At 36.0% G+C, this 26,624-nt stretch carries 26 protein-coding genes and 2 pseudogenes; 15 read left to right on the forward strand and 13 right to left on the reverse strand.

The features are described 5' to 3' along the window. Positions 1 to 6: 6 nt before the first annotated feature. Positions 7 to 540, forward strand: coding sequence for a hypothetical protein (locus B3394_RS04170; RefSeq protein WP_286913303.1), 534 nt, complete (start codon positions 7 to 9; stop codon positions 538 to 540). On the opposite strand, the pseudogene B3394_RS18140 reads toward B3394_RS04170, so the two are convergent. Beyond that, positions 537 to 878: pseudogene (locus B3394_RS18140) on the reverse strand (JAB domain-containing protein). The gene B3394_RS04170 and the pseudogene B3394_RS18140 overlap by 4 nt on opposite strands. Positions 879 to 1,291: 413 nt before the next feature. Between B3394_RS18140 and B3394_RS04175 the strand changes: the two are divergent. Continuing rightward, positions 1,292 to 2,578 (forward strand): tyrosine-type recombinase/integrase, encoded by a 1,287-nt coding sequence (locus B3394_RS04175; protein WP_286913316.1) that lies wholly within the window; start codon positions 1,292 to 1,294, stop codon positions 2,576 to 2,578. A 29-nt stretch (positions 2,579 to 2,607) separates the two neighbouring features. On the opposite strand, the gene B3394_RS04180 is transcribed toward B3394_RS04175, so the two are convergent. Next, positions 2,608 to 2,961 carry a helix-turn-helix domain-containing protein gene (locus B3394_RS04180; RefSeq protein WP_286913324.1) on the reverse strand — a complete coding sequence of 118 codons (354 nt, stop codon included), beginning with the start codon at positions 2,959 to 2,961 and terminating at the stop codon, positions 2,608 to 2,610. Positions 2,962 to 3,170: 209 nt separating this feature from the next. Between B3394_RS04180 and B3394_RS04185 the strand changes: the two genes are divergently transcribed. The 9 genes from B3394_RS04185 (at position 3,171) to B3394_RS04225 (ending at position 10,778) form a co-directional block, all read left to right on the forward strand. Then, a complete protein-coding gene (locus tag B3394_RS04185; RefSeq protein WP_286913326.1) occupies positions 3,171 to 3,785 on the forward strand; it encodes a hypothetical protein in 615 nt (204 codons plus the stop codon). Positions 3,786 to 3,795: 10 nt separating this feature from the next. After that, positions 3,796 to 4,341, forward strand: a complete 546-nt coding sequence (locus B3394_RS04190; protein WP_286913328.1) for a hypothetical protein — start codon at positions 3,796 to 3,798, stop codon at positions 4,339 to 4,341. 33 nt (positions 4,342 to 4,374) lie between these two features. Then, positions 4,375 to 4,908, forward strand: coding sequence for a hypothetical protein (locus B3394_RS04195; RefSeq protein WP_286913330.1), 534 nt, complete (start codon positions 4,375 to 4,377; stop codon positions 4,906 to 4,908). An 853-nt stretch (positions 4,909 to 5,761) separates the two neighbouring features. Then, positions 5,762 to 6,637 carry a hypothetical protein gene (locus B3394_RS04200; protein WP_286913332.1) on the forward strand — a complete coding sequence of 292 codons (876 nt, stop codon included), beginning with the start codon at positions 5,762 to 5,764 and terminating at the stop codon, positions 6,635 to 6,637. 11 nt (positions 6,638 to 6,648) lie between these two features. Further along, positions 6,649 to 7,266, forward strand: a complete 618-nt coding sequence (locus B3394_RS04205) for a DUF6705 family protein (RefSeq protein ID WP_286913333.1) — start codon at positions 6,649 to 6,651, stop codon at positions 7,264 to 7,266. A gap of 124 nt (positions 7,267 to 7,390) precedes the next feature. Next, the gene (locus B3394_RS04210) at positions 7,391 to 8,281 is read left to right on the forward strand and encodes a glycosyltransferase (RefSeq protein WP_286913334.1); all 891 of its coding nucleotides are present in this window, start codon (positions 7,391 to 7,393) and stop codon (positions 8,279 to 8,281) included. A gap of 220 nt (positions 8,282 to 8,501) precedes the next feature. Further along, entirely contained in the window at positions 8,502 to 8,693 is a 192-nt protein-coding gene (locus B3394_RS04215; protein WP_286913336.1) for a helix-turn-helix transcriptional regulator, read from the forward strand. A 64-nt stretch (positions 8,694 to 8,757) separates the two neighbouring features. Then, the gene (locus tag B3394_RS04220) at positions 8,758 to 9,660 is read left to right on the forward strand and encodes a toprim domain-containing protein (protein WP_286913342.1); all 903 of its coding nucleotides are present in this window, start codon (positions 8,758 to 8,760) and stop codon (positions 9,658 to 9,660) included. A 200-nt stretch (positions 9,661 to 9,860) separates the two neighbouring features. Beyond that, entirely contained in the window at positions 9,861 to 10,778 is a 918-nt protein-coding gene (locus B3394_RS04225) for an ArdC family protein (RefSeq protein ID WP_286913345.1), read from the forward strand. A 247-nt stretch (positions 10,779 to 11,025) separates the two neighbouring features. Here the strand turns inward: B3394_RS04225 and B3394_RS04230 are convergent, their stop codons facing one another. From B3394_RS04230 to B3394_RS04260, 7 genes are all read right to left on the reverse strand, one after another. Further along, entirely contained in the window at positions 11,026 to 11,835 is an 810-nt protein-coding gene (locus B3394_RS04230) for a hypothetical protein (RefSeq protein ID WP_286913347.1), read from the reverse strand. Positions 11,836 to 11,845: 10 nt separating this feature from the next. Then, on the reverse strand, positions 11,846 to 12,139 hold the full coding sequence (locus B3394_RS04235) for a hypothetical protein (protein ID WP_286913351.1): 294 nt from the start codon (positions 12,137 to 12,139) through the stop codon (positions 11,846 to 11,848). A gap of 103 nt (positions 12,140 to 12,242) precedes the next feature. Beyond that, the gene (locus tag B3394_RS04240) at positions 12,243 to 12,623 is read right to left on the reverse strand and encodes a hypothetical protein (RefSeq protein ID WP_286913357.1); all 381 of its coding nucleotides are present in this window, start codon (positions 12,621 to 12,623) and stop codon (positions 12,243 to 12,245) included. Continuing rightward, complete coding sequence (gene mobF, locus B3394_RS04245) at positions 12,613 to 15,351, reverse strand: MobF family relaxase (RefSeq protein ID WP_286913360.1); 2,739 nt, start codon at positions 15,349 to 15,351, stop codon at positions 12,613 to 12,615. Before mobF ends, B3394_RS04240 begins: the two co-directional genes overlap by 11 nt. 227 nt (positions 15,352 to 15,578) lie before the next feature. After that, a complete protein-coding gene (locus tag B3394_RS04250) occupies positions 15,579 to 16,352 on the reverse strand; it encodes a hypothetical protein (protein WP_286913361.1) in 774 nt (257 codons plus the stop codon). 12 nt (positions 16,353 to 16,364) lie between these two features. Next, positions 16,365 to 17,891, reverse strand: coding sequence for a type IV secretory system conjugative DNA transfer family protein (locus B3394_RS04255; protein WP_286913367.1), 1,527 nt, complete (start codon positions 17,889 to 17,891; stop codon positions 16,365 to 16,367). 110 nt (positions 17,892 to 18,001) lie between these two features. Then, complete coding sequence (locus B3394_RS04260) at positions 18,002 to 18,712, reverse strand: hypothetical protein (RefSeq protein WP_286913371.1); 711 nt, start codon at positions 18,710 to 18,712, stop codon at positions 18,002 to 18,004. Between the two features lie 70 nt (positions 18,713 to 18,782). Between B3394_RS04260 and B3394_RS04265 the strand changes: the two genes are divergently transcribed. From B3394_RS04265 to B3394_RS04275, 3 genes are read left to right on the forward strand one after another with little or no spacing between them, the layout of a single operon-like run. Further along, the gene (locus B3394_RS04265) at positions 18,783 to 19,721 is read left to right on the forward strand and encodes a hypothetical protein (RefSeq protein WP_286913372.1); all 939 of its coding nucleotides are present in this window, start codon (positions 18,783 to 18,785) and stop codon (positions 19,719 to 19,721) included. A gap of 15 nt (positions 19,722 to 19,736) precedes the next feature. Next, positions 19,737 to 20,006 (forward strand): helix-turn-helix domain-containing protein, encoded by a 270-nt coding sequence (locus B3394_RS04270; protein ID WP_286913374.1) that lies wholly within the window; start codon positions 19,737 to 19,739, stop codon positions 20,004 to 20,006. 2 nt (positions 20,007 to 20,008) lie between these two features. Next, the gene (locus B3394_RS04275; RefSeq protein ID WP_286913376.1) at positions 20,009 to 20,287 is read left to right on the forward strand and encodes a hypothetical protein; all 279 of its coding nucleotides are present in this window, start codon (positions 20,009 to 20,011) and stop codon (positions 20,285 to 20,287) included. Between the two features lie 14 nt (positions 20,288 to 20,301). On the opposite strand, the gene B3394_RS04280 is transcribed toward B3394_RS04275, so the two are convergent. The 4 genes from B3394_RS04280 to B3394_RS04295 all read right to left on the reverse strand — a co-directional run bounded on the left by B3394_RS04280 (position 20,302) and on the right by B3394_RS04295 (position 25,708). Continuing rightward, a complete protein-coding gene (locus B3394_RS04280; RefSeq protein ID WP_286913380.1) occupies positions 20,302 to 20,466 on the reverse strand; it encodes a hypothetical protein in 165 nt (54 codons plus the stop codon). A gap of 488 nt (positions 20,467 to 20,954) precedes the next feature. Next, positions 20,955 to 21,887, reverse strand: coding sequence for a DNA-methyltransferase (locus tag B3394_RS04285; protein WP_286913382.1), 933 nt, complete (start codon positions 21,885 to 21,887; stop codon positions 20,955 to 20,957). Positions 21,888 to 21,896: 9 nt separating this feature from the next. Further along, a complete protein-coding gene (locus tag B3394_RS04290; RefSeq protein WP_286913387.1) occupies positions 21,897 to 24,665 on the reverse strand; it encodes a DEAD/DEAH box helicase family protein in 2,769 nt (922 codons plus the stop codon). 62 nt (positions 24,666 to 24,727) lie between these two features. Beyond that, positions 24,728 to 25,708: an adenine-specific methyltransferase EcoRI family protein gene (locus B3394_RS04295; RefSeq protein ID WP_286913391.1), complete on the reverse strand. Its 981-nt coding sequence runs from the start codon at positions 25,706 to 25,708 to the stop codon at positions 24,728 to 24,730. A 574-nt stretch (positions 25,709 to 26,282) separates the two neighbouring features. On the opposite strand from B3394_RS04295, the pseudogene B3394_RS04300 reads away from it, so the two are divergent. Further along, positions 26,283 to 26,537 (forward strand): annotated as a pseudogene (locus tag B3394_RS04300) (hypothetical protein); the annotation flags it as partial. Positions 26,538 to 26,624: the final 87 nt, after the last annotated feature.

Raw genomic sequence — 26,624 nt, forward strand, 5'->3', positions numbered from 1 at the left:
ATTTATATGTCAGCAAAAACAAAAATGCTTTTCATTCTTATAGGGGATGATCGAACCGGAAAGACCACGCTACAAAAGCTCATTGTAGAAAGATTATGTGGGCTTAAATACAAAAAACTGGATGTTAACCTTGCTTTTAATATCATGCACCCAGAAATAAAGCGTAAATATTTGAAAGCTTCATTCGGGAATAGGAGCTTTCAGGAAAAAATATCTACTTATGAAACAATAGATATTTTTTTTGACAAACATTTTAATCCTACCGATATAGCCTTTATTTCATCACATCTGCATCCAAATGACATAGAAAAAATGATACAAAGAGGAAAAGAAAACTTTTATAATGTCTACGGCGTTTTCTTTTCTAATTCAATTGAAGTAAATCGTTCTGTAAATGCACATATTTCAGGTTTAAATTGGGATGAAAGAATAGTATTGGATAATCCTATAACTAATGAGGCCGAAATGATTGATAGGCAATTGGCTATCAATGCAGACAGTTTGATATATTTCCTTGTTAATCGAACAAGTATTTCTTAAAACAAAAGCGGCTTTATAGCTGCTTTTGTTTTAAACGCCACACCTAAACGCCCTGAATCCGCAAAGGAATAGTAGTCCTCTTTTGTAATTATCAAGTGGTCTAAAACCTCAATATCAAGAAGCTTATCTGCTTTGTATAGTTTCTGTGTGATTTGATCGTCAACATCACTTCGTCAAAGACTGCCAGACGGGTGATTATGAGCGAGAATAATTCCACTTGCATTGGCTTTTAATACAACTGCAAATACCTGCTTTGGATTGAAAACCGTTCCAGAAGTATCACCAGTTGATAAATGGCAAATCCTTAATACTTGATTGGAACGATTAAGAAGCAGGATTTTTGATTTTTCCCAGAGTTAAGAACAATGGGAATCAAGTAGCGAAGCATATTCATTTAATGTCAAAAATCGGATTCTATTAATGATAGAAAACAAAACCCTCAAATAAAAACATTAACCGTTTAGGTAGAACCACAGTAGAACCGGATTCTATGGTGCATTTTAAATATTGGATAAGTGATTGATTTTATTGGTTGCGGGGGCAGGATTTGAACCTGCGGCCTTCAGGTTATGAGTCAGATTTAAGCTATATTATGTCTACTTTAATGGTAGTTAAAGGCTGTTATTTATGCCATATAATACAATATCTTACTTGAAATTTAGTCTTTATTCTCTATTGTTCAAATTGAACTAAAATTACCGTGTGAGGTAGAACCACGGTAGAACCATATTTAGAGGATAGGTGCAGTTTTATGGAGAGTAAGCGTATTAATTTCACTAAACAAGCAATTCAAAATCTGCCAACTCCGCAAAATAAACGGGCAGATTATAGCGATGAAAAAATCAAAGGACTGATACTTAATGTGCGCACCAGTGGCACAAAGTCGTTCTACGTTTATAAAAAGATTAAAGGATATCCCGAACGTATTTTTCTGGGTACGTTTCCCGATTTAACAATTGAGAATGCGCGAAAAATGGCAATCAGTAAATTAGCTGATATTGCTAATGGTATTAATCCACAAGACTGCGTGCGAGAAATCAAAAAAGAATACACATTTGAAGAAATGTTCCAAGAATATATGGAGCGTTACAGTAAAAAGCATAAACGTTCTTGGATGTACGATGAACGCGAAATACCGAAGTTTCTTGGACATTGGTTCAAGAGAAAAATAAGCGATATCAAAAAAACTGAAGTAAAATTATTGATAGAGAAAGTTCACGATGATAGTGGTATGTATCAAGCAAATAGAATACTTGAACGTATCAGGGGCATGTATAACAAAACTATCGAATGGGGTTGGAATGGTTCAAATCCTGCTGCCGGAATAAAAAAATACAGAGAAAAACCGCGAGAGCGCTTTGTACTACCAAATGAAATGCCTTGCTTGATAAAAGCTTTGGAGGAAGAAAGCAATATGACTGCGAAGCATTACTTGTGGATATTACTACTTGTTGGAGTACGCCGAACTGACACTCAAAAAATGCGTTGGGCAGATATAATTTGGGATTTGAATATTTGGCGTATTTCTCTAACTAAAAATGACGACCCACTCAATGTGCCTTTGGCTGAACAAGCAATGGATATATTGAAGGAAAGAAAAAAACATGCGAAAAGCGATTGGGTTTTTCCAAGTCAGGATGATGACAGTAAGCATTTTATAAATTTCAAACGTGCTTGGAAGCGTACTAAACAAAAAGCCACAATTTATCTTTTGAATAGCGATCAGCAGTACACACAACTCGTTCGTGCTGAAGATTTATTATTGGACACCTATGAAAGTGTAGATAGTGCATATAAACGAATTTTGGCAGATGCAGAAAGAGCCAAAATAACGCTTCCTGTAGGATTAATGGATCTTCGTATTCACGATTTACGTAGAACATTCGGCAGCTATCAGGCTATTACAGGATCAAGTTTGCTAATTATTGGAAAGAGCTTAGGACACAAATCATTACAATCTACGCAAATTTATGCAAGATTATATCTTGATCCTGTTCGAGCTTCTATTGAAAGAGGAATTGGTATAATGTTGAAATAATATTTACTAACACTATATATTACTATATATCAGCCTTTATTTTCTAACATACGCATTAATCTTTCATTCTGCTCTTTTAAATATTCAATTTCCTTATTCAGATGTGAAATATATTCCTCTGACGAAATATTATAAAACGTGCCTGAGTTATTCACCTTATCGTAATAATTAAACACGTTGGTTTCGTTATCAAGCAATGCGCTCGGTTCAACTTCCAGTAGTTCAGAAATCTGCTTCAAGCGGTCAATATCGAGCTTAACATTCCCGCTTTCAATACGGCTATAAGTCTTTTGAGAAATGTTCATTTTCTCTGCCATAAAATCCTGACTGTAACCCTTTATCTCTCGGATAGCTCGGATTTTGTTTCGTGTTTGTGTAGCCATAAATAGGGTATAATTTTAGACAATATCGGTATGATTTACCCCGAAACTGTCACAATCAAGTTTCAGGTTTCTATAAATCTTTGTAGAAACAAAAATACATAAAATTCATGAAAACATAATCTACAATTTAAGAACCTAAGCTTTCCTGTTTGCTTAGTGTATTTAGAAACAGGATAAAAGAAAAATATCAATCTAAAAACATCTTTTATATGAATAGCGCAGTACAGGCAAAATACAATTTTACAACGCACAAAGAGGGAAACGATACCGTATTTCAGTATAAGAAAACCCCATTTAGCTACAAACTTACTTTTTCATTGGCACTTATCACCGCTATCCCCGCTATTATAATAGTTTTTATGCTAGAGCCAAGCAGTGTCGTTTCGGGATTTATCCTTTGGTTTGTTGTTATGATTATCCTCGGATTAATAATCACATTTGTTATCAATTTTCTACGCACAAGAAATACGAACACATTCCGAGTAACGACAAAAGGCATAATCATAGGAAGTAAAACGTATGACAATGACCATATCCACAGTTATTTTATTCAGGACACATACGGCAATGAAAGCGAAATGGTGGTTAGCACGACAGTTATCGGGTATTCACCAAGTCTTGTCGGGGCAATGTCGCAAACAACCAATCTCGCAAAGCAAAGCGGTCGAGAAATCAGGAAAATCGTAGCGGATTCAAATTACAAAATATGTATGCGCTACGGAACAAAAAACATAGCGATTGCCAAAGGTCTAGGATTGAACGAAGCAGAAGTTCTCTTTGACAAAGTAAAAGATATTGTTTTAGGAAAAACCAATAACCAATAAATCTAAATATATGAAAAAAGTATTTCTATTTCTTTCAGTCTGTTCTTTCATATTTTCTTCCTGTTCAAGTGACGACAACGAAGCAACAAATAACGGCAATGGTATCGTGCTTCCGATAGATTTCGATTTTAGAGGTATGACTGTGCCGAATAATGCCACGTCAGTTAACCTCAATGGTATAATCGTCAAAGCAGGAAACACCTATCATCATACGACAGGTTGGTCAGACTGTGCCGATTCAAATAATGCCGTTTTAGAAAATGTAACTTTCGATGCAAGTGAGCAAAGTGCAATCGCTATCGGTACAGGAAGTTATAATACATTGATTGCCGATGTCAGTAATTTACCTGCTATCCAAAAAGTCACGATAACTATCGCAAGTTACGGACTTGGAAGAATTAGCTTGTGTAATGGCAATGAAGTAATAGCTGAAAACAACATTGCAGAAAGCGGTAACGGGTTAATGACTATAACCATGAATGTTGGCAACAAGAAAGCAGACAAGCTTTATATCGGTTGTTTAGAGGGGGGCTTATACTCTATCCGCATTGAGTAACCATTTTATTTATAATATTCTAAATCAAGGACAATGAAAAAATATATTCTAACGACAATGTTATTCTTTATCGGAATGACTGCATTTGCCCAAAATCCTGAATACTCCGGTCGTCCGTATCTATGGCAAGACAAAAAATTATCTGATCTGGAACGTATCGAAGCGCAATTTGATACGAAATCCAAAGCATTAGGCTATGGCGGTGTTGACATTTTATATACCGTATTTACCGATAAATCAGATATTCGGTTTGCCAAAGATAAGCTACCGACATTCGTTATTAAGGTTGATAAGGGGATTGATCCTGCCGAAGCCTATGTAATTTTGAAAGCCACAGTGAAAAAGAAAAAAAGAAGCTTCCTTGTCGGTAGTTATGCTATGGGCGGAAAAGCGAAAGATACGGGAGAGCCTAAAATCAAAGCTGTTTATAAAAAGCTAAAAGACGGTATCTATGAAGTTAAATTACCAAACGATACATCTACAGGGGAATATGCTTTTGTACCGAACTCGACCGAGGGTATGAGTATGGGTAACAAAATCAAAATTACCTGTTTCGGGATAGACTAATCCCAAATTTGCTATTCGCAAAAACTCTATTCAAACGAAAGCCCCGATATGTTTAACGATCGGGGTTTTTAAATGTTTTAAAATTGGCAATTGTGCCAGTAAAACCGAAAGGTCAAATTATAAAAACACTTTTTAAATATCAACATCCGTAAAACGCATACGTATAAATACGTATTTTTACACGTATTGCACCAATTTACGGAAAATCACAAATATTTTTATTCAAAAAAATACAATATTTGCGATTATTAATAACTCAAGGAAATGAACCATAGAAAATTACACGCCTGCTTTCCTGTGATGATTTTGGTTGTATTTATTCTGTTCGGATGCGAACTGGAACATGATGCAATAAGCAAAGAAAGCTATCAGGAAAAAATAAGCATAAGAAACAGCACTTTTGATATGCTGCTAAAAGAAGAACAGTTTATTACAGCCCTTTCAAGATTGAATAAGGGAAAACAGAAAAAAGGCAGCACTGCCAAAACCGTTATGGAAGATACACACGGATTTTCCATTATGCCCGATATTGCCAAAGTGATTAAGGACGGATCTTATACAAGCTATACATTCCAGATCAAACGCGAAATCTCTAACCCTGATTTTTTCGAGAACCTTGTCATTCGTATTGATTCATTGAATCAGGCGAATGCGTATCTTGTTAAATACACACCGACAGCACCGCTAACACCAAGCGAAGAACATCATTCTTTTCATTTCAAAGGCACGGTNNGCAACTGTTTGGATGTGCAATCAGGCATGGACAGCAGGAGGGTCAACAGAACCGCATGTAGCTACACAGTATTGCAATGACTCAAGTCACCTTTTTTCAGTTACGACTGTGGATTGCAGTATGTCTATAGGCGGTGGCGGCAATAGTGGTTCGGGGGACGGTGGTTTTGGCGGCGGCTTGGGTGGTGATGGCGGCTCAACAGGTGGAAATACTGGTGGTGGTCATTCCGGTGGCGGAAGCGGTAGCAGCCCAGGCAATAATGGAAGTACAAATCCGCCTGTTATTACAGCACCTGTATATCTTACTCCAGCAGATTGTATCACGATATCGGATCAATTTACAAAATTTCCAAGCCTGAAACAGGAACTTGTAAATCTTGCAGGAACAACATCACAAAATCACGAAAACGGCATATTTATTGATAAATCAGCAACAGCGCAAACAGCTAATCCGTTTCAGACTATTCCACAAGGAACTGGCGGTATGATTAAAATCAATACAAACCCAAGTCAACCATACGTAATGCTAGCACATACGCATGACGCATACGGTTCTGACGGGACAGGTACATATTCGATATTTTCATCTGGAGATATGGCAGTAATAAGTAATCTTATTCAGAAAAATAAAATAGACCTAGATAATTTCGTATTCTATGTGATTACCGCTGATGGCACACGATATGCCATGACTATAAACTGCGCAACGTGTCTGGAACCGTTTTGTTATCCTTGTGAATCGGCAGGAATGGGTACGCCAGTTGACATGACAAGACTGTTAAAAACAGGCGTTTTAATTGATAACACTTACAACTCCGATGACGGCATACACTCACAATCAAATCCTATAGATGATACGAAAAAGTTTTTAAAATTTATAAAAGCTGGAAACTTAGGAATAAACCTCTTTGAAGTTGATGAAACGTTTACCAGTTTTGAAAAATTAGAATTGGATTCAAAAACAAATAGTATCATCAGAAAACCATGTCCAAATTAAACCTATTTACCATGAAAAAGATATTCAGTCTTGGTTTACTATTATTCGTTGCTTCTTTCTCTTATGCCCAAGCAGAAAAAGTAGAAGATGCAAAGCAATTATATAACTCTAATTTTAGGAAGTTACAGTTATATACCTACTATTACAAGGACATCAATAATCATTACGCACCATTCATCGGCAAATGGATTTACCAAAACGGCAATCAAACCTTTGTTATACAGCTCTGGAAAGAAACCAAAGTTGATTATACAGCGGAGGCTCCTAGATATTACACGGACGAATTACGAGGACACTACAAGCTTGTACAAAATTACGGTCAGCCGAACGAGCAAATCGTCTACACATCTGAAATTAATATTGGAACTTCACCTACTCCATGGTCAACCGTTCTAACTTCAGCTAGAGTAATAGATAATTACAGGATGTCGGGGACAATATACGATGTTACAGGACAGGTAAATCCGGCATACCCTACTGGGGTTCGAGGGCAATTGGAAATGAAAATAAATTCTACCAATCCAAACACGGCACAATGGAAAGTTACCTTACCACAAGGGATGCGGGGCATGGATCAGCCAAGTACCTTTACAATACCAACCAACGTCACATTAACAAAGACCAATTAGCATACCTCAAACTATTTATAGTTTTATGCGAACACAGCAATCATAAACATATTTGATTGCCTAAAATGCTATTCCATAAGTTATCAATTCTTATAAAAAAGCACCGTTATTAAAAATATTAAATATGACAATGATTAGTCGCTTAGGGTTTAAGCCAACCAAGCAACATATATTCAAATCAGAATTACTCCTAACAACTAACGAGATTACTATTGTTATCCCAGTTAAAAACAATCAAAAAGGTATTGATCTCTTTTTGACCGAGTTTTTTGAAACCCACACATTTGAAAATTTCCCTAAAGAAATAATCATCGTAGATAATAATTCGGAACCTAAGATCGAACTAAAAAAAAATGATTTCCCTATTCCGGTACAGCTCTTGACTTGTCTTAAAATCGGCCCTGCAAGCGCTCGAAATATGGGGGTAAATCATTCTCAAACGGACTGGATTTTATTTACCGATAGCGATTGTATTCCTACAAAAAGCTTTCTTACAGGCTATTTAAAAGTACAAAATGGTTCTATTGGCTATGCGGGTAATATAGAAGCTTATGGCTCCGATATTATTTCAAAATATTACGAACAACAGGAAATTCTTATACCTCCAAAAGTTTATGAACAACCTAATCAATCAAGACCTGATTATTTAGTCACTGCTAACTGCCTTGTTTGGCGACCTGCATTTTATAAGGTTGGTGGCTTCAACGAAAAAATAAGGATTGCAGGTGGTGAGGATATTGATTTAGGCTTTAAATTACTTAACATTGGACAACTTTCTTATGCTTTTGATAGTGTAGCAAAACATAATTTTGGTGATGGACTTCGTGATTTCAAGGAACGTTTTATACGCTATGGTCGTGGAAATAAAATCATAAGCCAACTTTATGATCTGAACTTAACACCTACAACATTCAAGCCCATCAAACGAACACCTATCAATTTCATTTTAGCTTTCATGCAATACACATGGTTAACTCTCGGATATAAGAATCCCGTAGAACTAAATGATGAATAGAAAAGTTTCATAACATTTTCAAATTCAGATTGATTTGTACATACCATAGGCCAATAAATGAATAGCATAATATGTTAATTGTTCTTATTCGTTATTAATGAAGTTCAAATCTTTGAATTGAACATAGCAGATATGTTACAAGCTTAACCCGCATTTGATTCGGTAAAATAAAACCGAATTATATTCTTGTATATATTAACTACATAAAGGCTATTCATTAATGAATATTAACGACCACGACACACTATTTAATAGAAAACAGGCAGCCCGATATACGGGATTCACAGCAGGAACACTGGCCGTTTGGGATTGCACCAAACGATACAATCTGCAACCGATCAAAATCGGCCGTTCCGTGCGTTATCGTAAATCCGTACTGGATGCCTTTATCGCTTCACAAGCAGTCCGGTAATCTTTGAACGGCAATCAGCCGTTCCTTACTTCATTTTCACAATTCGTATTTTTAGGAGGCTTCGATGCAAATCGAAACAGCCAAGCGTATTCCGCTTGCCCAAATTTTGGCAAAACTCAATTTATATCCCACAAAACAGACCGAAAAAGAAAGTTGGTATTTGTCACCATTCCGTAATGAAAAGACCGCAAGCTTTCATGTCCACAACCATAAAAACCTGTGGTTTGATTTCGGCGAGGGAAAGGGCGGTGATACAATCTCGCTTGTCCAGGCTATTTTGCAACAGCTTGGACAAGACAATTCCGTTTCGGCTGCTCTCAAATGGCTCGATAGCGCCATAGACGGTAAAATCGACTATGCCCCCCCAGCCGCACATGAACAGGAAGAACAGCCACCCGCCTTAACACTTAAATCCGTTTCCTCGATCAAGAATATCGCCATGAAACATTATCTTGAACAGCGCGGTATTCCGCTTACGGTTGCCGAGAAATTCTTAAAGCAGGTCAGCTTTATCAACGAGAACTCAGGCAAAACGATTTTCGCTTTGGGGTTGCCTAACGAAGATGAGGGTTACGAATTGCGAAATGCTTTTTTCAAGGGGTGCATCGGACAAAAAAGCATTTCCTTTATTCGAGGAAGTGATAATAAACCGCCAAAGGGGATCAATATTTTCGAGGGAATGTTTGACTATCTTTCCGTCATTACCCAACGCAACGGCAAGCTTCTAAAGAGCGACACCATAATCCTGAACTCGCTTGGTTGCATGAAACAGGTCATGCCGTATGTCAAAAGCTATGGCTACACATTCGGTTACTCTTGGCTTGATAATGACCTTGCAGGCAAGAAAGCCACTCCAAAATTGATTGATATTTTCAAGCAGGAGAACATTGTGTTCTGTCCGATGAATTGCCTCTATCAGCCATATAAAGACGTAAATGCGGCACACATGGCAAAGCTTGATTTGTAATTTGTGGTCACTCTTTACAGTCAAGTAAGGTTGATGATGTGACGGCAGGATATAACCGATACCGCTCCGTCACCAACTATTATTTTCCTCTGTCTGCTTCGCAGCCATTCACCCGCCCAACCAAAATAACAGCCGGCTTGTCGCTCAAGCACCGGTTTGAAATCCCCTGTCATCACAACCTAACAGTAAAGGAGTTACAAATGACAACACAAGCTTTATCACAAGAAAAACCGCAAACGAAATACCGTGATATTCACCAAGAGGTCACGGACACGATTATCTCTCAGCTTGAAAAAGGAACTATTCCGTGGCGTCAGCCGTGGCAAGGTCTATCAAGCAAAGGGTTCTTTGATCTACCTTACAATATGGTGACTAACAACCATTATCAGGGCATCAACATCGTTCTGCTATGGGGTGCAACTCTGGAAAAGAATTTCGATACTGCTGAATGGGCGACATTCAAGCAATGGTCGGAAAAGAAAGAAAGCATCCGTAAAGGCGAAAAAGGTTCGATGATCGTTTATTATGACTTTCTCGAAAAAGAAGATGAAAAGGGCGAATTGCAGAAAATCCCTTATCTGAAATCATACTATGTTTTCAATCGCTGCCAGTTAAACAGTTACACCCCGCAAGAAGCAAAGCCTGAAACCAACATCGTACCTTTGGTTCGCCGTATCGAGGTTGTCGATAGCTTTGTAGAAAACACACAAGCCGTAATCGAACACGGTACAGACGGTGCATTTTATCGTCCAAGCGAAGATAAAATCTATATGCCCAAGATTGAGGCTTTCCAAGATACGCAAAGTTGTACCGCAACGGAGGGCTACTATTCTACCCTATTACACGAATTGGTACATTGGTCAGGCGCACCAAAACGTCTTGACCGCGCAAAAAGCAAACGCTTTGGCGATTACCAGTATGCGGTCGAAGAACTTATTGCCGAGCTTGGTTCTGCTTTCCTTTGTGCCGAGTATGATATTGGCAATGTGGAAAAGGGCGATCATGCCAATTATATTGCAAGTTGGTTGAAAGTCCTAAAAGACAATAAGCATTGTATTGTTTCCGCAGCCAGTGAAGCATCGAAAGCTGTAAACTATATGAAGCAATTAACACCGTAATCAAAAAGAAAGGGGGCTGTTTCTAAAGAACAGCCCCCTTTTATCTAGCAACGATCAACTTACTTTGCTTTTTTCATTGAGAAGATATATTATAAAATAACAAAGCCCTGAAATAGTATTTTTCTATGTAATCATATAAACTTGTTTGGTAATTATTGATAAAAAGATAACATATATTGTATTTTTCGCAATCACCTAAGTTGAGCTAAGTAATTTATATCATAATAAAAAAGAAGCTTGAACTAATTTAATCTTCTTTTTTTAACGTAGGGAGAGCAATATATCTAACGTGAATATTTTTGATTTCTGCGGCATTGAAAATTGTAGTTCCATTATCTAGATGATAAAATGGTGGGTTTGTATTAATAAGTTTAAGTAAATCTGAATCAACAGTTTTTACATCTGCCTTTATAGTTCGATCATTTTCCCATTCTGTTATACCTGTTCTATAAACTCCTTGTAAACATATATACTCAAGTGATTCATCTTTTAGTTTATAACTCTCTAAACTTCCTTTATAGAGAATAATTGAGTTTCCTATTTCACAAAGTAAAAACACTTCTGAATAAAACCCATCAGGAAATACATCTGTCACTAAATAATCTCTTCCATTTAAGATATAAAACCACTTATTCTTAAATCTTAAAAAGTCCCACTTTAAATCTAAACGCTTTGCTATTATTTTTGAGTGTAAAAAGCGACCAAGAAAAAATGATGATGTAATTGAAAAAATGATAATAAAAATAATCTTGAAAAAATCTTCTATGAGTAATCTATTAGGATTCTCGGCCGCTTCATATTGGATTATTTCATCAATATATACACCATGAACCGCAATATTGCATTTTGTTAGAATAATGCAAAAAAGATTAAACATTCCAAAAGCAATGAAATATATTAATGTAGAGGTATATGTACTCCACATTAAATAGTGGTAAAAATTACTTGCTGATAAGGCTCCCTTATCACTCCCCCATAACGACCTAAGAAATATTATTCCAGGGAGAAGAAAAAATATTAAACAGACCGTAGATACAAGGGTATTTATTATACTCAACGCTATTTATTTAAAAAAGATTCAACTTTCTTTTCGCAGCAAGATATTCAGTTTTATTCTTCTCTTCGATTTTAAATCCTAAAAATTCTTGTGTTTTTTCATCTTTTTGAGGTACTAAAAACTCTTTTAATTCATCGTAACTCCATTCAGTTAAATACCTTGCTTGATCTGGGTCTTTGGCTGTAATTTCATAGAAAAAACGAGCCATACTTTTAGGAAAAGGATCGGTTAAATTATATTTCACCACAGTAATTGTCTCCTTTTCACTAATCTTTTCTTGATCTTTATCAATTGTATTTACCATTTTATTCATCGTTAGTATATCAAATATATAAAATTAAAACAATAAAAATGCCAAATTATCCTTAAAACACTTATAACGTGCCGTTTAAAAACTGTAGTTGCAATTAAGCATTATTAATCATGATTTTAATTTCTGAGATTATTGAACTATCATTCTTTAATATATCTCTATAACGATCATTTATCGCAATTATTACTTTAGGCAAATGCAGCATTAAGTCCTGATACAAATTTTCAAGGTTTTGCCCCTGTAAGCTAATCACATGAGTAGTAAAATGCAGGACAATTTTGTTTTCTTCGGGAAAGAACTCGCCCGCCACAAGATAACTATAGCTTAAAAATATATGTTTACCGTCCAATAAAACAAAACAAACATTCCGTACTCCGTTATAATCCGTTTCAAATTTTGCGATACTACTATCGTCCGCATTATTTTGCTTGCCCGTATATTGATGTAACTTCTTTTTTATTTCCTCATGGTTCATAATCCCGTGTAAAATTATTTCGGTTAAACTCTTTACTTATTTTCTTTGAGTTATCGTTGTTCGACTTGTCTTTATCAATCATACGATCACGGATAAAATCGTGATGCTCTCCGACCAATTCCAAAGCTGACTTTCTATCGCCTATTTCCGAAGCATAATCGAGTAATTGCTCTTTATCGTCCGTATAGATATGAACGCTGTCACGACCACGAGATACCGACACATAAAACTGTTTGGCATCGGTAGCAGGGAATGTCGCCGCAGGTTGATGTATGAAAACCTCATCTACCGTTTTACCCTGCGATGCATAGGAAGTAATACAATGGGCATGATCCAAATGTCCAAAATCCTTATCAAGATGATAACGGTTTTGACTCACGGGATTGACAAGAACAATACCGTCTTTCTTTGATATGGATTTAACCTGTAACAATTGTCCATTATCCAAACGGGTACGATGCTTGTCGAAACCGTTTTTGGTAATATGCACCTTATCGCCAATCGACAAGGCTATTTCCTTATCTTCAAATACTTCAAAATTCTTTGAAGCGGACACCGGAACGGAAATCTGCTCGTTCTCGTTATTTATGTGCAGTGTGTTTTCTTCAACACTATCAACTGACCATACACTACCACGCTTAACGCCTTTCATATTTTGGCTGAACTGTAAAATCTGTCCTTTCTTATATGAACGATAATCCAGTTTTTCCGCTTCGGTCATATTGGTATTTGCTAGTTTCCTTGCGGTAATTTCACGTTTACCAAGCATACCCTGTTTTTTGAGTTCCTGCCGTACTGCTGCTGTCACTTCCTCGCCCTGTTTGTGTGTTGGCGAGATGATCAAGCCTGTTTTCCCTTTTTTCAGCGTACTGACATAATCATCGACCAACTGACGATTACCGTCCGTTGGCTCAATCTCTTTGATAGCTCCCATACCTTTCAGTTTCTCAAAAGCGGTACTGACATTGCCTTTTGATAAATCTTGCACAGCATCCAAATAGACCTCAGTTCGCTGTCGAAAAATTTTATTGACCTCTGCCGTTTTGATACGACCGACAGTATTTAGGATACGTAAGGCATCACCGCGTACAACACTTGCGTGTTGTCTTGTATCTCCGCCTAATATCAGACGGGCATTCTGTTCTTCAACTGTCTGTAATATCCGTTTCATATCACCAGTCCCAAGCAAGCCCGCTTCATCTACCCAAAGTACCTGGTCTTTAATCTGCGTTTGCATATCCTTATCGACAAGGAACTTTGCGACCGTATTGGCTTGCTCAAAGCCTTCATCTTTAAGAACTCCACGCGAGGCTTGTGCTGTCGGGGCTATAACAGTCAGTTTCTTACCACTCGCCTCGATTTTTTCGGCAGCTTCTTTCATAAGTGTGGTTTTACCAGAACCTGCTACACCACGCACAATCGACACGCGGTTATTCGTGGTCAACACATGCTCAACGGCATTTTTTTGTTGTCCTTGCAAGTTCAGAGCAGGGGCTTTTTTATAAAGGGGTTCAACCTTACCAATACCTTTTCGGGCAAGATCAACCATTTCTTTTTCTTCGGTCAGTACTGTCTTGGTAGTACACATGGCACGGCCTTTTTCCTTAACACGAATAACCCTGTTATCTAGTAAAACGGCTTGATCTATCCCGTCAGCCGATACGCTTGATTGCCCTATTGCATAGCGATACGCTTGTGCTTGCAGCCGCCTTTCAGGAATAACCGAAACACGCTCAAACACATGGTTGAGCGTAAAATCGACTATATTTTTAGCATCATGGACTGGCAGACTGTTTTTATCGAAAGGCTTGCGAATTATCGAATTATTGTCAGAGTCACTATCAAGACTTTTGGCAGTTTCGAGTTCTCGAATCTGTCGTTTCCATTCCTGCCGTAATTCGATCATAGATAAGCCTTTTTGCTTTTTACTACGGGTACGTGCGCCCAACTCGTCTAAATCTTTTGCATCGGTAATTCCTTTTTCTTTGGCGATCTGTCCGATTTCATTGGTTCGCTTAGAAAAATGTTCGATGACATGCTTAGGAACGCCCTTAATCTCGAATGAACCTTTGGTACGTTCAATATCATAGCCTGCCAAAATCAGCTTATCGGATAACACCTTGTGGAACCGTGCTTGATGATATGGCATGTCGCGCATAATTTCGCGGAATTGTGCCGCCTTGTATGTGTTTTCTTCTTTATCCCAAGTGACATTGAAAACAAAACAATGCGCGTGCAAATGCGGATCAGGGGCATAATCTTCGACAGGTCGTGCCGTCTGGTGTGTAAATTCCGCCCAGACCAGCTCGCCTGTTTTCCTGTCAAAATACGCCCCGTCCTTACGTACGCGGGTCATGACATCCTGTTCTATCTCGCGCATCGTTTGCGAAACGCTTTGCTCGAAGATTTCAAGAATATCCCGATTTCCACTTAGAGCATGGACAATCGACACTGACTTCGGACAATGGAAATTTATATCATAACCGACTGTACGATTATCTTTCGTCATATAAGTAAGATTATCTCCAGTCAGAGGATTTATGTTCTCACACAGGGAAAAGAAATTACCCTTGTCAGCATCCTGCCCCAAGCCGAGGCGCTCGGTAAGCCTGCCTTGAAACCGCCCCTTTAGCTCTTGATCATTGATGTAGTAATCCGCTTGGTTCAGTTCTGTCGCAAAATAGCTTTTTGCGCCTGAAGCTGACTTGTTTTGTATCATCCTAATCATAAGGACGGAGTTTTATATTATTACATACATGAACTGTAAAAATTGCTTATCTGCATAAAACAGATAAACAATATTAAATATACACGCACAGCCCCAATTTTTATCAGGGCTGTGCTGTTATAACTGCAAATGCTGTGAGGACGTATATTTAATTAATTCTATCAGACATCTTCCCTTTGCACAGCATAGGGGTATTTTTATGCCATTTCGTTGCACAGCTTTGTGTTTTAATTCACCTCACTGAAATCATCGTCATCCTCAAAGAAGTGTTTAAAAGCTTCCTCTCTTAAAGGCTCGGATTCGGGCTTTTCGCCATAGAAACGAAAGCCTTTTGAAGCAGGTTCGTCCTTTACAAAAACTTTGCTTAATTGTTCGTTGCAAATAACTTCATCAATTTTATCCATGATAAAATGATCTCCGATCATATATGCACGAGCATAGCTGATGCAATAAATGATTGATGAAAATATAAACAATGCGCCTAAAAGCTTAAATCCAATTAATAAGAAGAATAGTCCACCGATAAAGAACGGCAAGGGTTCTATAAAAACTTCAAGCGTCCGAATTGAAAATGGTTTACCATTCATTTTTAAATTCAGATAAAAAGGCAAAGTATCACCGCTTGACAAGCTGAAATGTTCCATATCGAACTGAGCTTTTAGATGTTTTACATCTTTGTATCTCAGATAAGAGAAATATAAAAATATCCCGATAAAAACGTACCACATCCAGTATTCTTTGATTGTACCCCAAAAAGAAAGTCTTTCACCAAACGAACGGGCGAAAGAAAACACCATAGGAAGAAACGGTACAATAAATAAACTGAGAGCCGTAAGTATAGACTCTGAAAATTTGAAATAACGCCTACCCATATTTTTACGGATAAAGACTTCAATAATAAGACGCCCAAATGAGGTTAGACCTGTAAACAAATTAAGCAGACCTTCTTTGATTACATTTCGACGCTGAAACATTTCACGATAGTAAAGATTTTTTTTCATAAATATGTTAATTTAATTGTTTTTGGTAGTACTATAGTTCTGATCAAATTGTAGTTTGTAAAAGCTAAATTCACGCGTAAGCTTCATGCCTTGGACATGTATATAACCTCTTACTTTGCTATTATTTTTTTCACCGCCTGTCGAAAGTGTATGAAATTCTTCGGGACGAACAAGCTTTGCCAAATGGTATGACATGGTTTTGGTAATAGTAACTTTGCCATCCACACTATTTCTTGATTCACTTGGATTTTCCTTATAATCTTCACCAATCAGTTCAGAAGCGTATTTATTGGTTTCAATATCCGCATTGGCATGGAAAATCTTGGTTGCCAATGTTCCTAAAAAGCTTTTGACTTTATACTCTCCTTTTGTCCCACCCATATTAGAATAATAGTTCGGTATATTTTGTGAGATATACACTGTGGCAATACGACTGCTACGAGCCGTTGCCTGATATTCGGGGTCATATTCGTGTAGAAAATTTTGTGCTTCATCCGCCCAAAGAAATACAGGGCGACCATTTGCCTTTACGTTTCTTTTTTCCATAGCCCTTTGCCAGATATACTTAAACATAATTTGTACATCTCGCCCAACCTTGTGATAGATTTTGACTGGCAAATTGATGATGATGATTTTTCCATTCAAACAATCTTCGGGCGTAAAAGTGGAGGGCTTATTGCAAAACAGGGAATAAACAGGCTCTTTAAGCAATCGAAATAAAAAACCAGTGAAAGAAAAATCAACAATCGAACGTGTCTTTTCGTTCAGCCCTGCATAGGTTTCAAGAAAGAACTCTTTAATAGCTGTAAATGTTCTTGCTTCGGGTACATTCTGCCTGATTGCTTCTTGCTGTTCCTCATCGGTCATTTTTGACTGTTCCATTATATCAAAAAAGGACGACCAATGTGAAATTTTTTCATGGACGGTTTCAATTGCAAGAACCATTGCTTTATCAAAAGCAACTATATTGGTCTGGTCACTTGCTACATTTCCGCCACCCTCTTTTAAAAATTCGGATTTTAAAACAGATCGTGCGATATTATAGAGCAATTCTATTGAAACCTTGCCATAGGCCAGTAAACACAAATCAATTGTGTTGGAAATAAGCATGTCTGATGCATTCTCCCAAAACGGATCATCATTTTTACCATTTGCTTTTTCTTCACTGGCACGAAGAACGGTTTTTAAAACTTGCAAGATGTTATCCGTGTAAGATTTATTTCCCGCCTGTCTGCTTTCATATTCCAAGAAATTAAAATATTGCTTGCCGTTTGGCTCAACTATAATCAAATCATCTTTTCGGTTGGTAATCTCGCAATATTTAATCCATTCATCTTTTTCGTCAGGTTTTACAGTAAGCACCAAACCACCATAACCTTTTGACAAAAATTTAAGCGCAAAAAAACGTCCACTACCGGACGTTTTACCTGAACCAATGCCCCCGAAAATCTGTAATCCCTCTACGGAATTACCGATTGTCCACGGCACGTTTTCTTTCCCAATCTCGAAGATTGGCTCATCCAAATTAAACGTACTCATCTGATAATGATTTTATTGCAATATACTAAATAAAAATACTGTAAAGTATTTCGTCTTAAAATCGTTGCTAATAATTACATTAATTTAACAATAAGTGAAATTACAATTGGTCAATTAGAGTTAACAATTTCTGGATTTTCTGTAAAGCAAAGCACAGGTATTTTTGCTACTTTCCAATTATCCCCATTTGGAAGAAAACGCGTGATATTATCCAGATTCAGACACCAAGTCATTTGTTTGTGATACTGGATTTCGTAAACCGTAAACGGATTATCTGTTCCAAAATCAAACATAGCATTTTGTCTTTTTAATTTGGGATAATTATCTCTTGCTTTTACCGCTATTTCCCATTCACCACGCGTTAGATAATAAAACAATGGCAACGTCTGCTCTTGCGTTACATCCTCTTTTTTTGCGTATCGAAAAATGAAATCCTGTTCTGTATAATCGGTAGCATCTTTACTTTCTGTGTTACAAATAATTTCAGAATTATAAGAGATACCTACTTTGAAAAGAATACCCACTACTTTTTTAAATTTATGGTCAAGATATTCTCGATCATACGGCTTATTATCATACATATATTTAAGCATAAGCTGCTTGATTAGATAGCGGAGTTTCCATTCTCGATAAGTGTTGTCAATGGGGTTATAATCTTTAATGTTTTGATAGAGTACTTTTCTGCTTAGTGGAGCATAACGAGCTAAAGACCCGTCTTGTGATAAAGCGATGTTTATATCGGAATATTTGCCGTAAATATCCTCTCCAACCAAATCATTCTTTTCTTCCGAAATTGCAAACAGATTTTTTTTGTAGGGCATTTTTATCTACCTTTAGTTCTGTGATTTTAAGCAGATTGTAAAACAAAACCACTGAAAAATCAATTTATTTATGAAAAAAGAAGCCATGCCGGACTGGATGATGCGTTATGTAGCCAACATCGGAACGAATGAATCCTATGATGATTTCAGAAACTTATCAGATGAATATCATAGCAACAGGATAAGTCAGATTTCAGTAGATTCTCCTGCTCCCAATTTTACCCCAGATCCGTTTAAGAAAGTAACCAATACCCAAAGAATAGATATAGCACCTAATGATTGGCGGAACTTTGAAACAAATGAAGAATATAAAAAAGAGGCTTTAAAACTTGCTGAAAAACACGGGTATGAGAAACCTGCAAAAAATGAAATCTTTAATGAAAAGTCTGGTAATATACTTACTGATTTTCGACAAAATTTTAATGATCTAAATGGACTCTCTCCTGAGGATTTAACTGCCGAAAGAGCACATAATAACTTTCAGAAAAAAAATCCTGATAAAGCTGCTAACTACAAGGACAATTTGGAAAAGTTTAAGGAAAGGGAATTAAAAGAGATCGACCCTAAAGCATATAATCGTAAATACGCTGATAAAATATTTGACGAAACACAAGATAGATTTGAAGCTACCCGCCTATCTGAAAAAGAAAGACACGAAAAGAGAGATGATCCGTCACTAGGCGATGCAAAGTATACTATGTCCAGTAAGTTTTTTATGTCGTTGGACATGAGCAATGAAAAACTGCAATCAATCAAAGAACAATATAACAAATCTGCCAGTCAGCAAAAAGATGAGGTGAGCCAAGATAAGGGTGATGATAAAACTGAAACACAAAATCCTGATAAGCCAAAAGCGGCAGATAGATATTTTAGCGATCTTGGTTTTAATAAAGCTGTTTTAGATACAGAAAAAACTACGCCTAATAAAACAAGTGTTAATTTTAACTATTCTGCTATTAAAGGAAGCGATCATGCGCCAAGCGTAGCCCCTGACATTGATAAAGACTAATTGATTTTTTTTTATATGCAAGTAATTTGTTTAGAAGAAAAAGCGTTTTACGAACTTGTTGAACAGGTTGTTGAACGGTTGAAAGAAAAAAATAATATTGTGCGCGACAAGTGGGTTTCCAATGAAGAAGCCATGCGACTAATGAATATCAAGTCAAAAACCACATTACAGAAATTGCGTGATCATGGAAAAATACGTTTCTCACAACCTGAAAAGAAAATCATTCTTTATGATCGTGATTCAATTGATACGTTTTTAGCAAAAAATTCAAAAGACACTTTTTAATTATGGAGAATATTGAACATGAAGAAATAACACCGTCACCAGAATATATTAAAGGTTTTAACGATGGGTATGTAATTGCGAAACACAATCCTGAATTTAAAACGGATAGCCTTGCTAATGAAAACCTATCAGATCGAAGTAAGGGTTTTCAGTTAGGTATGCTGCAATACGACGTAGAAAAAAAACTTGAACGAAGTATGGCATTTATGTTCATGCAAAAGCAAAACACGCCAATAGACATGGATAAAGATAAAAGTGAAATAGACATGGATAAAGACTGAAACTCAAAACTTTTTTACGGTATGTTGTTTTTCTTTATTGTGTCTAAATTCTGCATTTTCTCTTTATTTTTAGCCTCATTATCGTTACGGGCTTTCTCATCATCAATACGGTTTTCTCCTTCTTGGTAAATAATCTTCACTAGTTTTCCTTCTTCTGTGTTACTTTTAGTTTTGACCATAATAGAAATATAATTTTATTAAACAGATATAAAATGTTGTACCAAATAAAAAGCACCGCAAGGAAATACTTTTAGAGCTTGGGTTTTCTTTGTGAGCGATGAAGACTTCGAATCCCCGACCCTCCCGATGAAAAATCGGGATGCCCTAAACCGCTTCGTCATCCGAGATGAGCTTAATGATCATCTTTCCGTTCTTCTATTTCTTAATCTGTAGCTCACATTTGAGGACTTCTGTCCTGGATGCGTAAACCTCTTCACATAATCTGCCAATCGGTAACCTTTGTAAAAATAAACAAAATATTCCATATAGATGAAAACAAAAAAACTCTTCAGTTTCCTAAAGAATTTTTAAATCTGTAGACAATTCAGATCCCACGAGTATACTATACAATTGAAGATGCAACTGGTAGAGCAACGTTTCGGAGAACGATTGATTGCTCCTACATCCATATTTATCAATACTTTTAATAACTACCAAAAAAAAAAATCTACTCTTTAATAGTCTCTAAAAACTCGCGAATCTCAACATCTCTAAAAATTTTAAAATCTTTACCTTTTAATTTACTTTTATTTTTCTGAATATGTAAGTCGAGATATTCATTAATTTTTTCATCCAGATCTACCATGATAGAATGTCTATTTTCTTCCATGCAAACTATTCCTGTGGTACCTGAACCCGCGAAGAAATCTAATACAATGGAACCCTCGTAAGACAGACTCTTTACAAATCGCCTGATGATTTCTAAAGGTTTTTGGGTGGGGTGACCAACTCTTTCAATTGAATTTCCATTCAATCTTCCTATTTCCCAAACATTAGTTGGATTTTTCCCTTTTTCTATATTCTCCGGCACTAACCTTTTGTCCTTCAAAGCTAACCTTTTTGATTCTTCGTCATACGGAATGCGAACTTTATCTAAATCAAAATAGTATTTATTAGTTTTTGTTAACCAAACTGCTTCCTCATGCCTATTAGCAAAAAAACGATGAGCACTCATCCCATTTTTATAATACCATATTATAAGATTTGTAAATCTAAGTTTAGTGTGATGTCTTGTATAATGAAGTACCTCAAGTAAGTCTCCTTTTTTTAGGTCTTGATATTGAAATCCTCCAAAAATTACACAATTACCTGCATCTTCCAATACTCTATAGATTTCATCTAACCACTGTTTAGCCCAATCAAGATAATTTTCAAAATTATCCCAATAAGCAAGATCTAAATTATATGGTGGATCAACTAAAACTAATTGGACTGACGAGTCTGGTAATTTTTTTAAAAAACTTATGGCGTCTTCAATATAAATACCATGTATACTACTTTTATTTTTTTTACTGCCAATAGGCGTACTATGTTCTTTATTTATTTTTTTTTGTCTATTTAATGCAATGTGGCCGCTGTTTAAATGTGATTTGTTTGCCATAGTCGTCATTTATACAATTTGCAAATAAAATTTCTCTGTTAAAAATTCCGCACCAAGTGTTTCTTTTAACAACGATATCTCATCAGCTGAAAAGTATTTATTTTGAATCGATACTATGTAACCCGCATCTTTTTCATTTTCTGGTATCGCCAATAATTCTTTATTGAAAGCAATAATTCTAGAAATACGATCGTCAATTATATCGTTACTTTCTTTCAACGATATTTTAATAATTTCTCGTGCAGGAACAAATTCCAAAACCTCGATATCGCTTCTCCGCTGTTTGATTATTCCTAAAGCTTCCAAAACATTAAATAGGAATGGAATCCGCCTAACAATAACATTTTGAGGAGGATTCTCCAAACCATGGCGTTCCAAATAACTTTTGACGAAAGGGGCTTCAAAAAAATCAGTATATATTTCTGTTTTTGTTATCGTCGTTTTACGCTGAATTGTATAAAGATACTTTAAGAGTAAGCTCACAGCATCCATTTCTAAGAATAGATTTCGAAGGAGTGTTTTAGCTTTTTTATTTTCAGTGATATAATTTTTTATGGTATCATTAATTGTATTTTCACAATTCATACTCCATGAAATTACTGCTTTGCCATCTTCTTTAAACGAGTAGTCAATAGTTTCAAGCATAGGCCTTAACGAATTATAAATCTCATGGCCACTCTTCGTGAGTGCTATTTTAAAATCTTGTTCGAGTGCCTCTTGTCGAAAATCAATAATCAAACCTAACTCCATCGAAGCCTGTAAAGCATATTTGGTTTTTCGTTGAAAACTCCCCATTTGGCCTTCTGAATAACTACCATTAAATTTTACATGTTCAGGAGCAATATGACTTCCTGTTATCGAATTTGAGCCTACTGTATTTAATATGTACATAATGTGACCTAAATGAGTTCCCTGTGGAAAATGATAACTAAATTCCGTAAGCTCTCCAATTTCTCTAAGAAAATTTACCCATGTACCAAACAAAGCAACATAACGGCTTATTCTAAACTCACCATCACGATTTATATCTTCTTGGGAAGGCTTTCTACCGAGTGTTTCTGCTAAAATATAATACGCATCAATTAGATCCTCTTTGGTAATTTCTCTTTCAAAATTATCCTGTCTGTCTAAAATTTCCTCGACTTCTACATCGAATATGACTTCACATTTGGGTGAATACTCGTATTCAATTTTCTCGACTCTACCAGTTGCTTGATTTATTACTTTGCTTGCACCTTTTGAAAGGTACTTCCTGATATTATTAGCTTTTTTGTAATTGCCAATAAAGTCGATTATTACTACATTTTCTTTACCACCACAGAGACGTAATCCCCTACCTAATTGTTGGAAAAATACAGTTTTTGATTCAGTTGGCCGTAAAAAAAGTAACACTCTTAAGTCAGGAAAGTCTACTCCTTCATTGAATAGATCGACGGTGAAAATGACCGTATATAAATTATTTCTAAACCCCTTAATTAAATCGTCTCTGTTTAATGATTCCGAAGTTATTGAAACCGATGGTATGCCATTCTCATTAAAAAATGTAGCCATCGCATTTGCGTGTTTAACTGAACAACAAAAACCAAGCGCTTTATTCCCCTCTCCTTTTGATAAATATTCTTCGAATATTTTTTGATTACGTTCTTTGATTATTAATTTGTGGTCTAAATCAGCTACATTATACTTTATGCCATTGTGTTTAATCGTACTATAATCGATATTGTCTTGGAGGCCATAGTAAGTATATGGCACCAGAAAACCGTCTTCAATCGCTTCAAATAGATTATATTCATATATTTTTTGGTAATCGAACAGCTCAAAAATATCCTTTCTATCCATACGGTCTGGCGTTGCTGTCAAACCGAGCATAAAGAAATTCGGTTCGAAATATTTGAGGAGCATTTGATAAGACGGTGCTTGACCGTGATGTACCTCGTCTACGATTATATAGTCAAACTCATTTGGAGAAAAAGAAGTTAATATTTCGGTGCTTCGAAGCGAATCCTTCGAAGCGAATAAAATTTTACTATCTGGAATATTTTCTTTTACATCACCAGTTAGGAGACCAATTATTTCGTTAGGATAAATTTTTTCAAATGCTTCTTTGGACTGTTTGAGGATATCCAATCTATGAACAACAAATAGAATTCTTCCCGGTGCGTTTAACGTGTCAAATGCAGATAAATATGTTTTTCCAGTTCCAGTCGGTAAAACGACAATACCTTTTTTCCAACTTTTCGCACGATAGTACTCAAGCGCCTCTAAGACTTTTCTTTGGAGATAGTTTGGTTCTATTAATCTATCTGACAGAATTTCAGGAATCCGTTTGCGAAGCAAATAAAATAATGATTCAGAAACCCTTGTTCTCCATTCAGGATGCTGCAATTGCGAATATGAGTACCTTAATAGAAACCAACCGGCATTTAATATTTCATTTTGTCTATTAAGATTATCATCAAACATTTCGTTTGGTATAATTCCTTCGGCATGATAAGTTTCACCGTTCACCTCTAAAGCTACCCTTTTATTATTAAAAACAATTCCAAAATCAATTCTTCTTGAACGGCCTTCGGAATCTATAAATGGGTACTGAGGAACTACGTGCTTCATTTTTTCCGATCCTAATAAAGGAAAAAGAAACTCTCTGACAAAAAGGATTTCGCTTTCTTGAGTTATCCTATTTTTATAAATGTCGAGATATTCTTGTAGCGTCACTGAAGACACGTTTTCAAGTAAATTTCCGTAATTCGCAGAGGTATTTTCTATTTCTTGGTTCATTAGTCGTTGGTGGATTCAGTTCTATTAAAATATATTAAAATTTAAGCACAACGTTTCATTTCTTATATTACCCGCTTATTTTTTATTAAAATTCTAAAATATGGACATTTACCATTTATAGATAAGTCCTTATCATTATTTCCTTTTCTAAATTTAACTATCTCAAATTGATCGGGATTAAATTTGTGCAAGAAAGTAATTGGCACACCCATAAAACCGTTATAATCCATAGGGATATTCTTTGTTTTATTTACGTTGATAGCATCATAGTTATCATATTTTGGATAATCGTTTTCATTTCCAAAATATCTTTTAGTAAGAACAATATCTTCATGGCGTTTTGACGTGTCCAAGTTTGTTAGCCACAAACAGTTATTTGGAGATACAATTCTGTTTCCGCAACTATCGATACTCACCTCGGTGCCATAAAGTTCATAATGTTCAGGCACTATAAAACCCGAAATTCCTCTACCTAAGTTTATGCCTAACCAAACTTTATTTTCTTTTATTAACTTAAATATCTCTTTATAAGTAATAGCATTAATATTTCCAATTATTAAAAATTTCTTATCGTACTTTACTAATTGTTCAACATACTCTCTGAACAAAGAAAAAGGTGGATTTGTAACAATAATATCTGCCTGCTTCAAAAATTCTATGCTCTCTTCATTTCGAAAATCGCCGTCTCCATTCAGCGGAAACATTCCTATTTCTTCTACATCTGGAACACCGTTTCCATTCTTGTCACCTAAGTATTCGATGAATGAACCGCTCTGATTTACATTTATGTTTAAATCATTTTCTTGGTTTTTATAGCAAGTGGCCATTAATTTTTTCAAACCTAACCTCTCGAAATTATTAGCAAAATACTTAAAAAAATTACTGACTTTTGGGTCGTCGCAATTACAATAAACTACTTTGTCTTTAAAATGCTGTTCGTAATGCAGTAACTCTCTTTCAATATCAGCGAGTTGTGTGTAAAATTCGTCTTTTTTTGAAAATTTTGCAACGTGTAGTGTTTGGTTTGGTATTCTATCCAACATTTAGAGCGATATTTAAATTTCAATATAATCGCAAACATACGAAAAAGCACGTAAAACCTAAAACGGATACCTCTTAAAACGATCTGTAAGTACCGATAATTTGGAAATCTAAAAATCTCTTTTTACCAATTGAAAAATGCGCGATTAAGGTGATTGCAACAGTTATACTCTATCAATAAAAGGTTTGAAATTTAATAGACGTACAGTTTTATTACTTCTTAGATTCTAAATTTATTAAGATCCTCAAAGGACAGTTGTGCCAATTCGACGAGATTGATATTTTCAAATAAAGACTTCTCGCCAATAACATCCTGCATTATTATAAAAACCACATGTAATAAATTTTTGTTTGTACAATGCGCGGTGATTTTTTTTTTAAATACTCAATCATTTCAATTTTTTGAACATACTCATACTCAAAAGGCATGAATTTAAGTTCACTAGCCTTCAATTCTATACCTTATAAACACATAAGACTTATCCAACTCAGCTTCCATATCATCGATGCTTTGCGATGGTTGGATAAAGGCAACAAATTTCCAGTACTTCAATTTTGGAGCGTTCGTAGTTTTAGGACGCGTTCGATGAAATCGAATTATTAAGCTTCCCTATGTCTTGTTTATCATTCGATCTACTGCAAACCAAGTACAGGGGCGGGGTGCGCACCAACGAACTGACAAGCCATCACAAGTAAACAGTCAAAATGTTCGCCTATCTTATTTCCCGTAAACATGTACCAACAAAGCGCAATGAAATGTTTTTCGGTACATGGATTGATCTTGACGGGAATTATTTTGAGACGGCACATTTTTGCGATTGCCTGAAGGAATAGCCATTCTTTCACCTTTTAAACAAAGTTGTACCTATGTTGTACCATAGAAAAAGCCCCGCAGGGAAATCCTTGCGGGGCTTGGTT

Origin of the sequence: Flavobacterium sp. UBA4197 (assembly GCF_002379575.1) — a bacterium.
GTDB lineage: Bacteria > Bacteroidota > Bacteroidia > Flavobacteriales > Flavobacteriaceae > Flavobacterium > Flavobacterium inviolabile.

Coding starts and splice junctions, on each gene's coding strand:
- B3394_RS04210 (WP_286913334.1), top strand. CDS start 7,391: ATGACAATGATTAGTCGCTTAGGGTTTAAGCCAACCAAGCAACATATA.
- B3394_RS04295 (WP_286913391.1), bottom strand. CDS start 25,708: ATGTTGGATAGAATACCAAACCAAACACTACACGTTGCAAAATTTTCA.
- B3394_RS04240 (WP_286913357.1), bottom strand. CDS start 12,623: ATGAACCATGAGGAAATAAAAAAGAAGTTACATCAATATACGGGCAAG.
- B3394_RS04195 (WP_286913330.1), top strand. CDS start 4,375: ATGAAAAAATATATTCTAACGACAATGTTATTCTTTATCGGAATGACT.
- B3394_RS04180 (WP_286913324.1), bottom strand. CDS start 2,961: ATGGCTACACAAACACGAAACAAAATCCGAGCTATCCGAGAGATAAAG.
- B3394_RS04265 (WP_286913372.1), top strand. CDS start 18,783: ATGAAAAAAGAAGCCATGCCGGACTGGATGATGCGTTATGTAGCCAAC.
- B3394_RS04235 (WP_286913351.1), bottom strand. CDS start 12,139: ATGGTAAATACAATTGATAAAGATCAAGAAAAGATTAGTGAAAAGGAG.
- B3394_RS04260 (WP_286913371.1), bottom strand. CDS start 18,712: ATGCCCTACAAAAAAAATCTGTTTGCAATTTCGGAAGAAAAGAATGAT.
- B3394_RS04190 (WP_286913328.1), top strand. CDS start 3,796: ATGAAAAAAGTATTTCTATTTCTTTCAGTCTGTTCTTTCATATTTTCT.
- mobF (WP_286913360.1), bottom strand. CDS start 15,351: ATGATTAGGATGATACAAAACAAGTCAGCTTCAGGCGCAAAAAGCTAT.
- B3394_RS04270 (WP_286913374.1), top strand. CDS start 19,737: ATGCAAGTAATTTGTTTAGAAGAAAAAGCGTTTTACGAACTTGTTGAA.
- B3394_RS04175 (WP_286913316.1), top strand. CDS start 1,292: ATGGAGAGTAAGCGTATTAATTTCACTAAACAAGCAATTCAAAATCTG.
- B3394_RS04285 (WP_286913382.1), bottom strand. CDS start 21,887: ATGGCAAACAAATCACATTTAAACAGCGGCCACATTGCATTAAATAGA.
- B3394_RS04290 (WP_286913387.1), bottom strand. CDS start 24,665: ATGAACCAAGAAATAGAAAATACCTCTGCGAATTACGGAAATTTACTT.
- B3394_RS04205 (WP_286913333.1), top strand. CDS start 6,649: ATGAAAAAGATATTCAGTCTTGGTTTACTATTATTCGTTGCTTCTTTC.
- B3394_RS04255 (WP_286913367.1), bottom strand. CDS start 17,891: ATGAGTACGTTTAATTTGGATGAGCCAATCTTCGAGATTGGGAAAGAA.
- B3394_RS04185 (WP_286913326.1), top strand. CDS start 3,171: ATGAATAGCGCAGTACAGGCAAAATACAATTTTACAACGCACAAAGAG.
- B3394_RS04200 (WP_286913332.1), top strand. CDS start 5,762: ATGTCTATAGGCGGTGGCGGCAATAGTGGTTCGGGGGACGGTGGTTTT.
- B3394_RS04280 (WP_286913380.1), bottom strand. CDS start 20,466: ATGGTCAAAACTAAAAGTAACACAGAAGAAGGAAAACTAGTGAAGATT.
- B3394_RS04215 (WP_286913336.1), top strand. CDS start 8,502: ATGAATATTAACGACCACGACACACTATTTAATAGAAAACAGGCAGCC.
- B3394_RS04225 (WP_286913345.1), top strand. CDS start 9,861: ATGACAACACAAGCTTTATCACAAGAAAAACCGCAAACGAAATACCGT.
- B3394_RS04170 (WP_286913303.1), top strand. CDS start 7: ATGTCAGCAAAAACAAAAATGCTTTTCATTCTTATAGGGGATGATCGA.
- B3394_RS04220 (WP_286913342.1), top strand. CDS start 8,758: ATGCAAATCGAAACAGCCAAGCGTATTCCGCTTGCCCAAATTTTGGCA.
- B3394_RS04250 (WP_286913361.1), bottom strand. CDS start 16,352: ATGAAAAAAAATCTTTACTATCGTGAAATGTTTCAGCGTCGAAATGTA.
- B3394_RS04275 (WP_286913376.1), top strand. CDS start 20,009: ATGGAGAATATTGAACATGAAGAAATAACACCGTCACCAGAATATATT.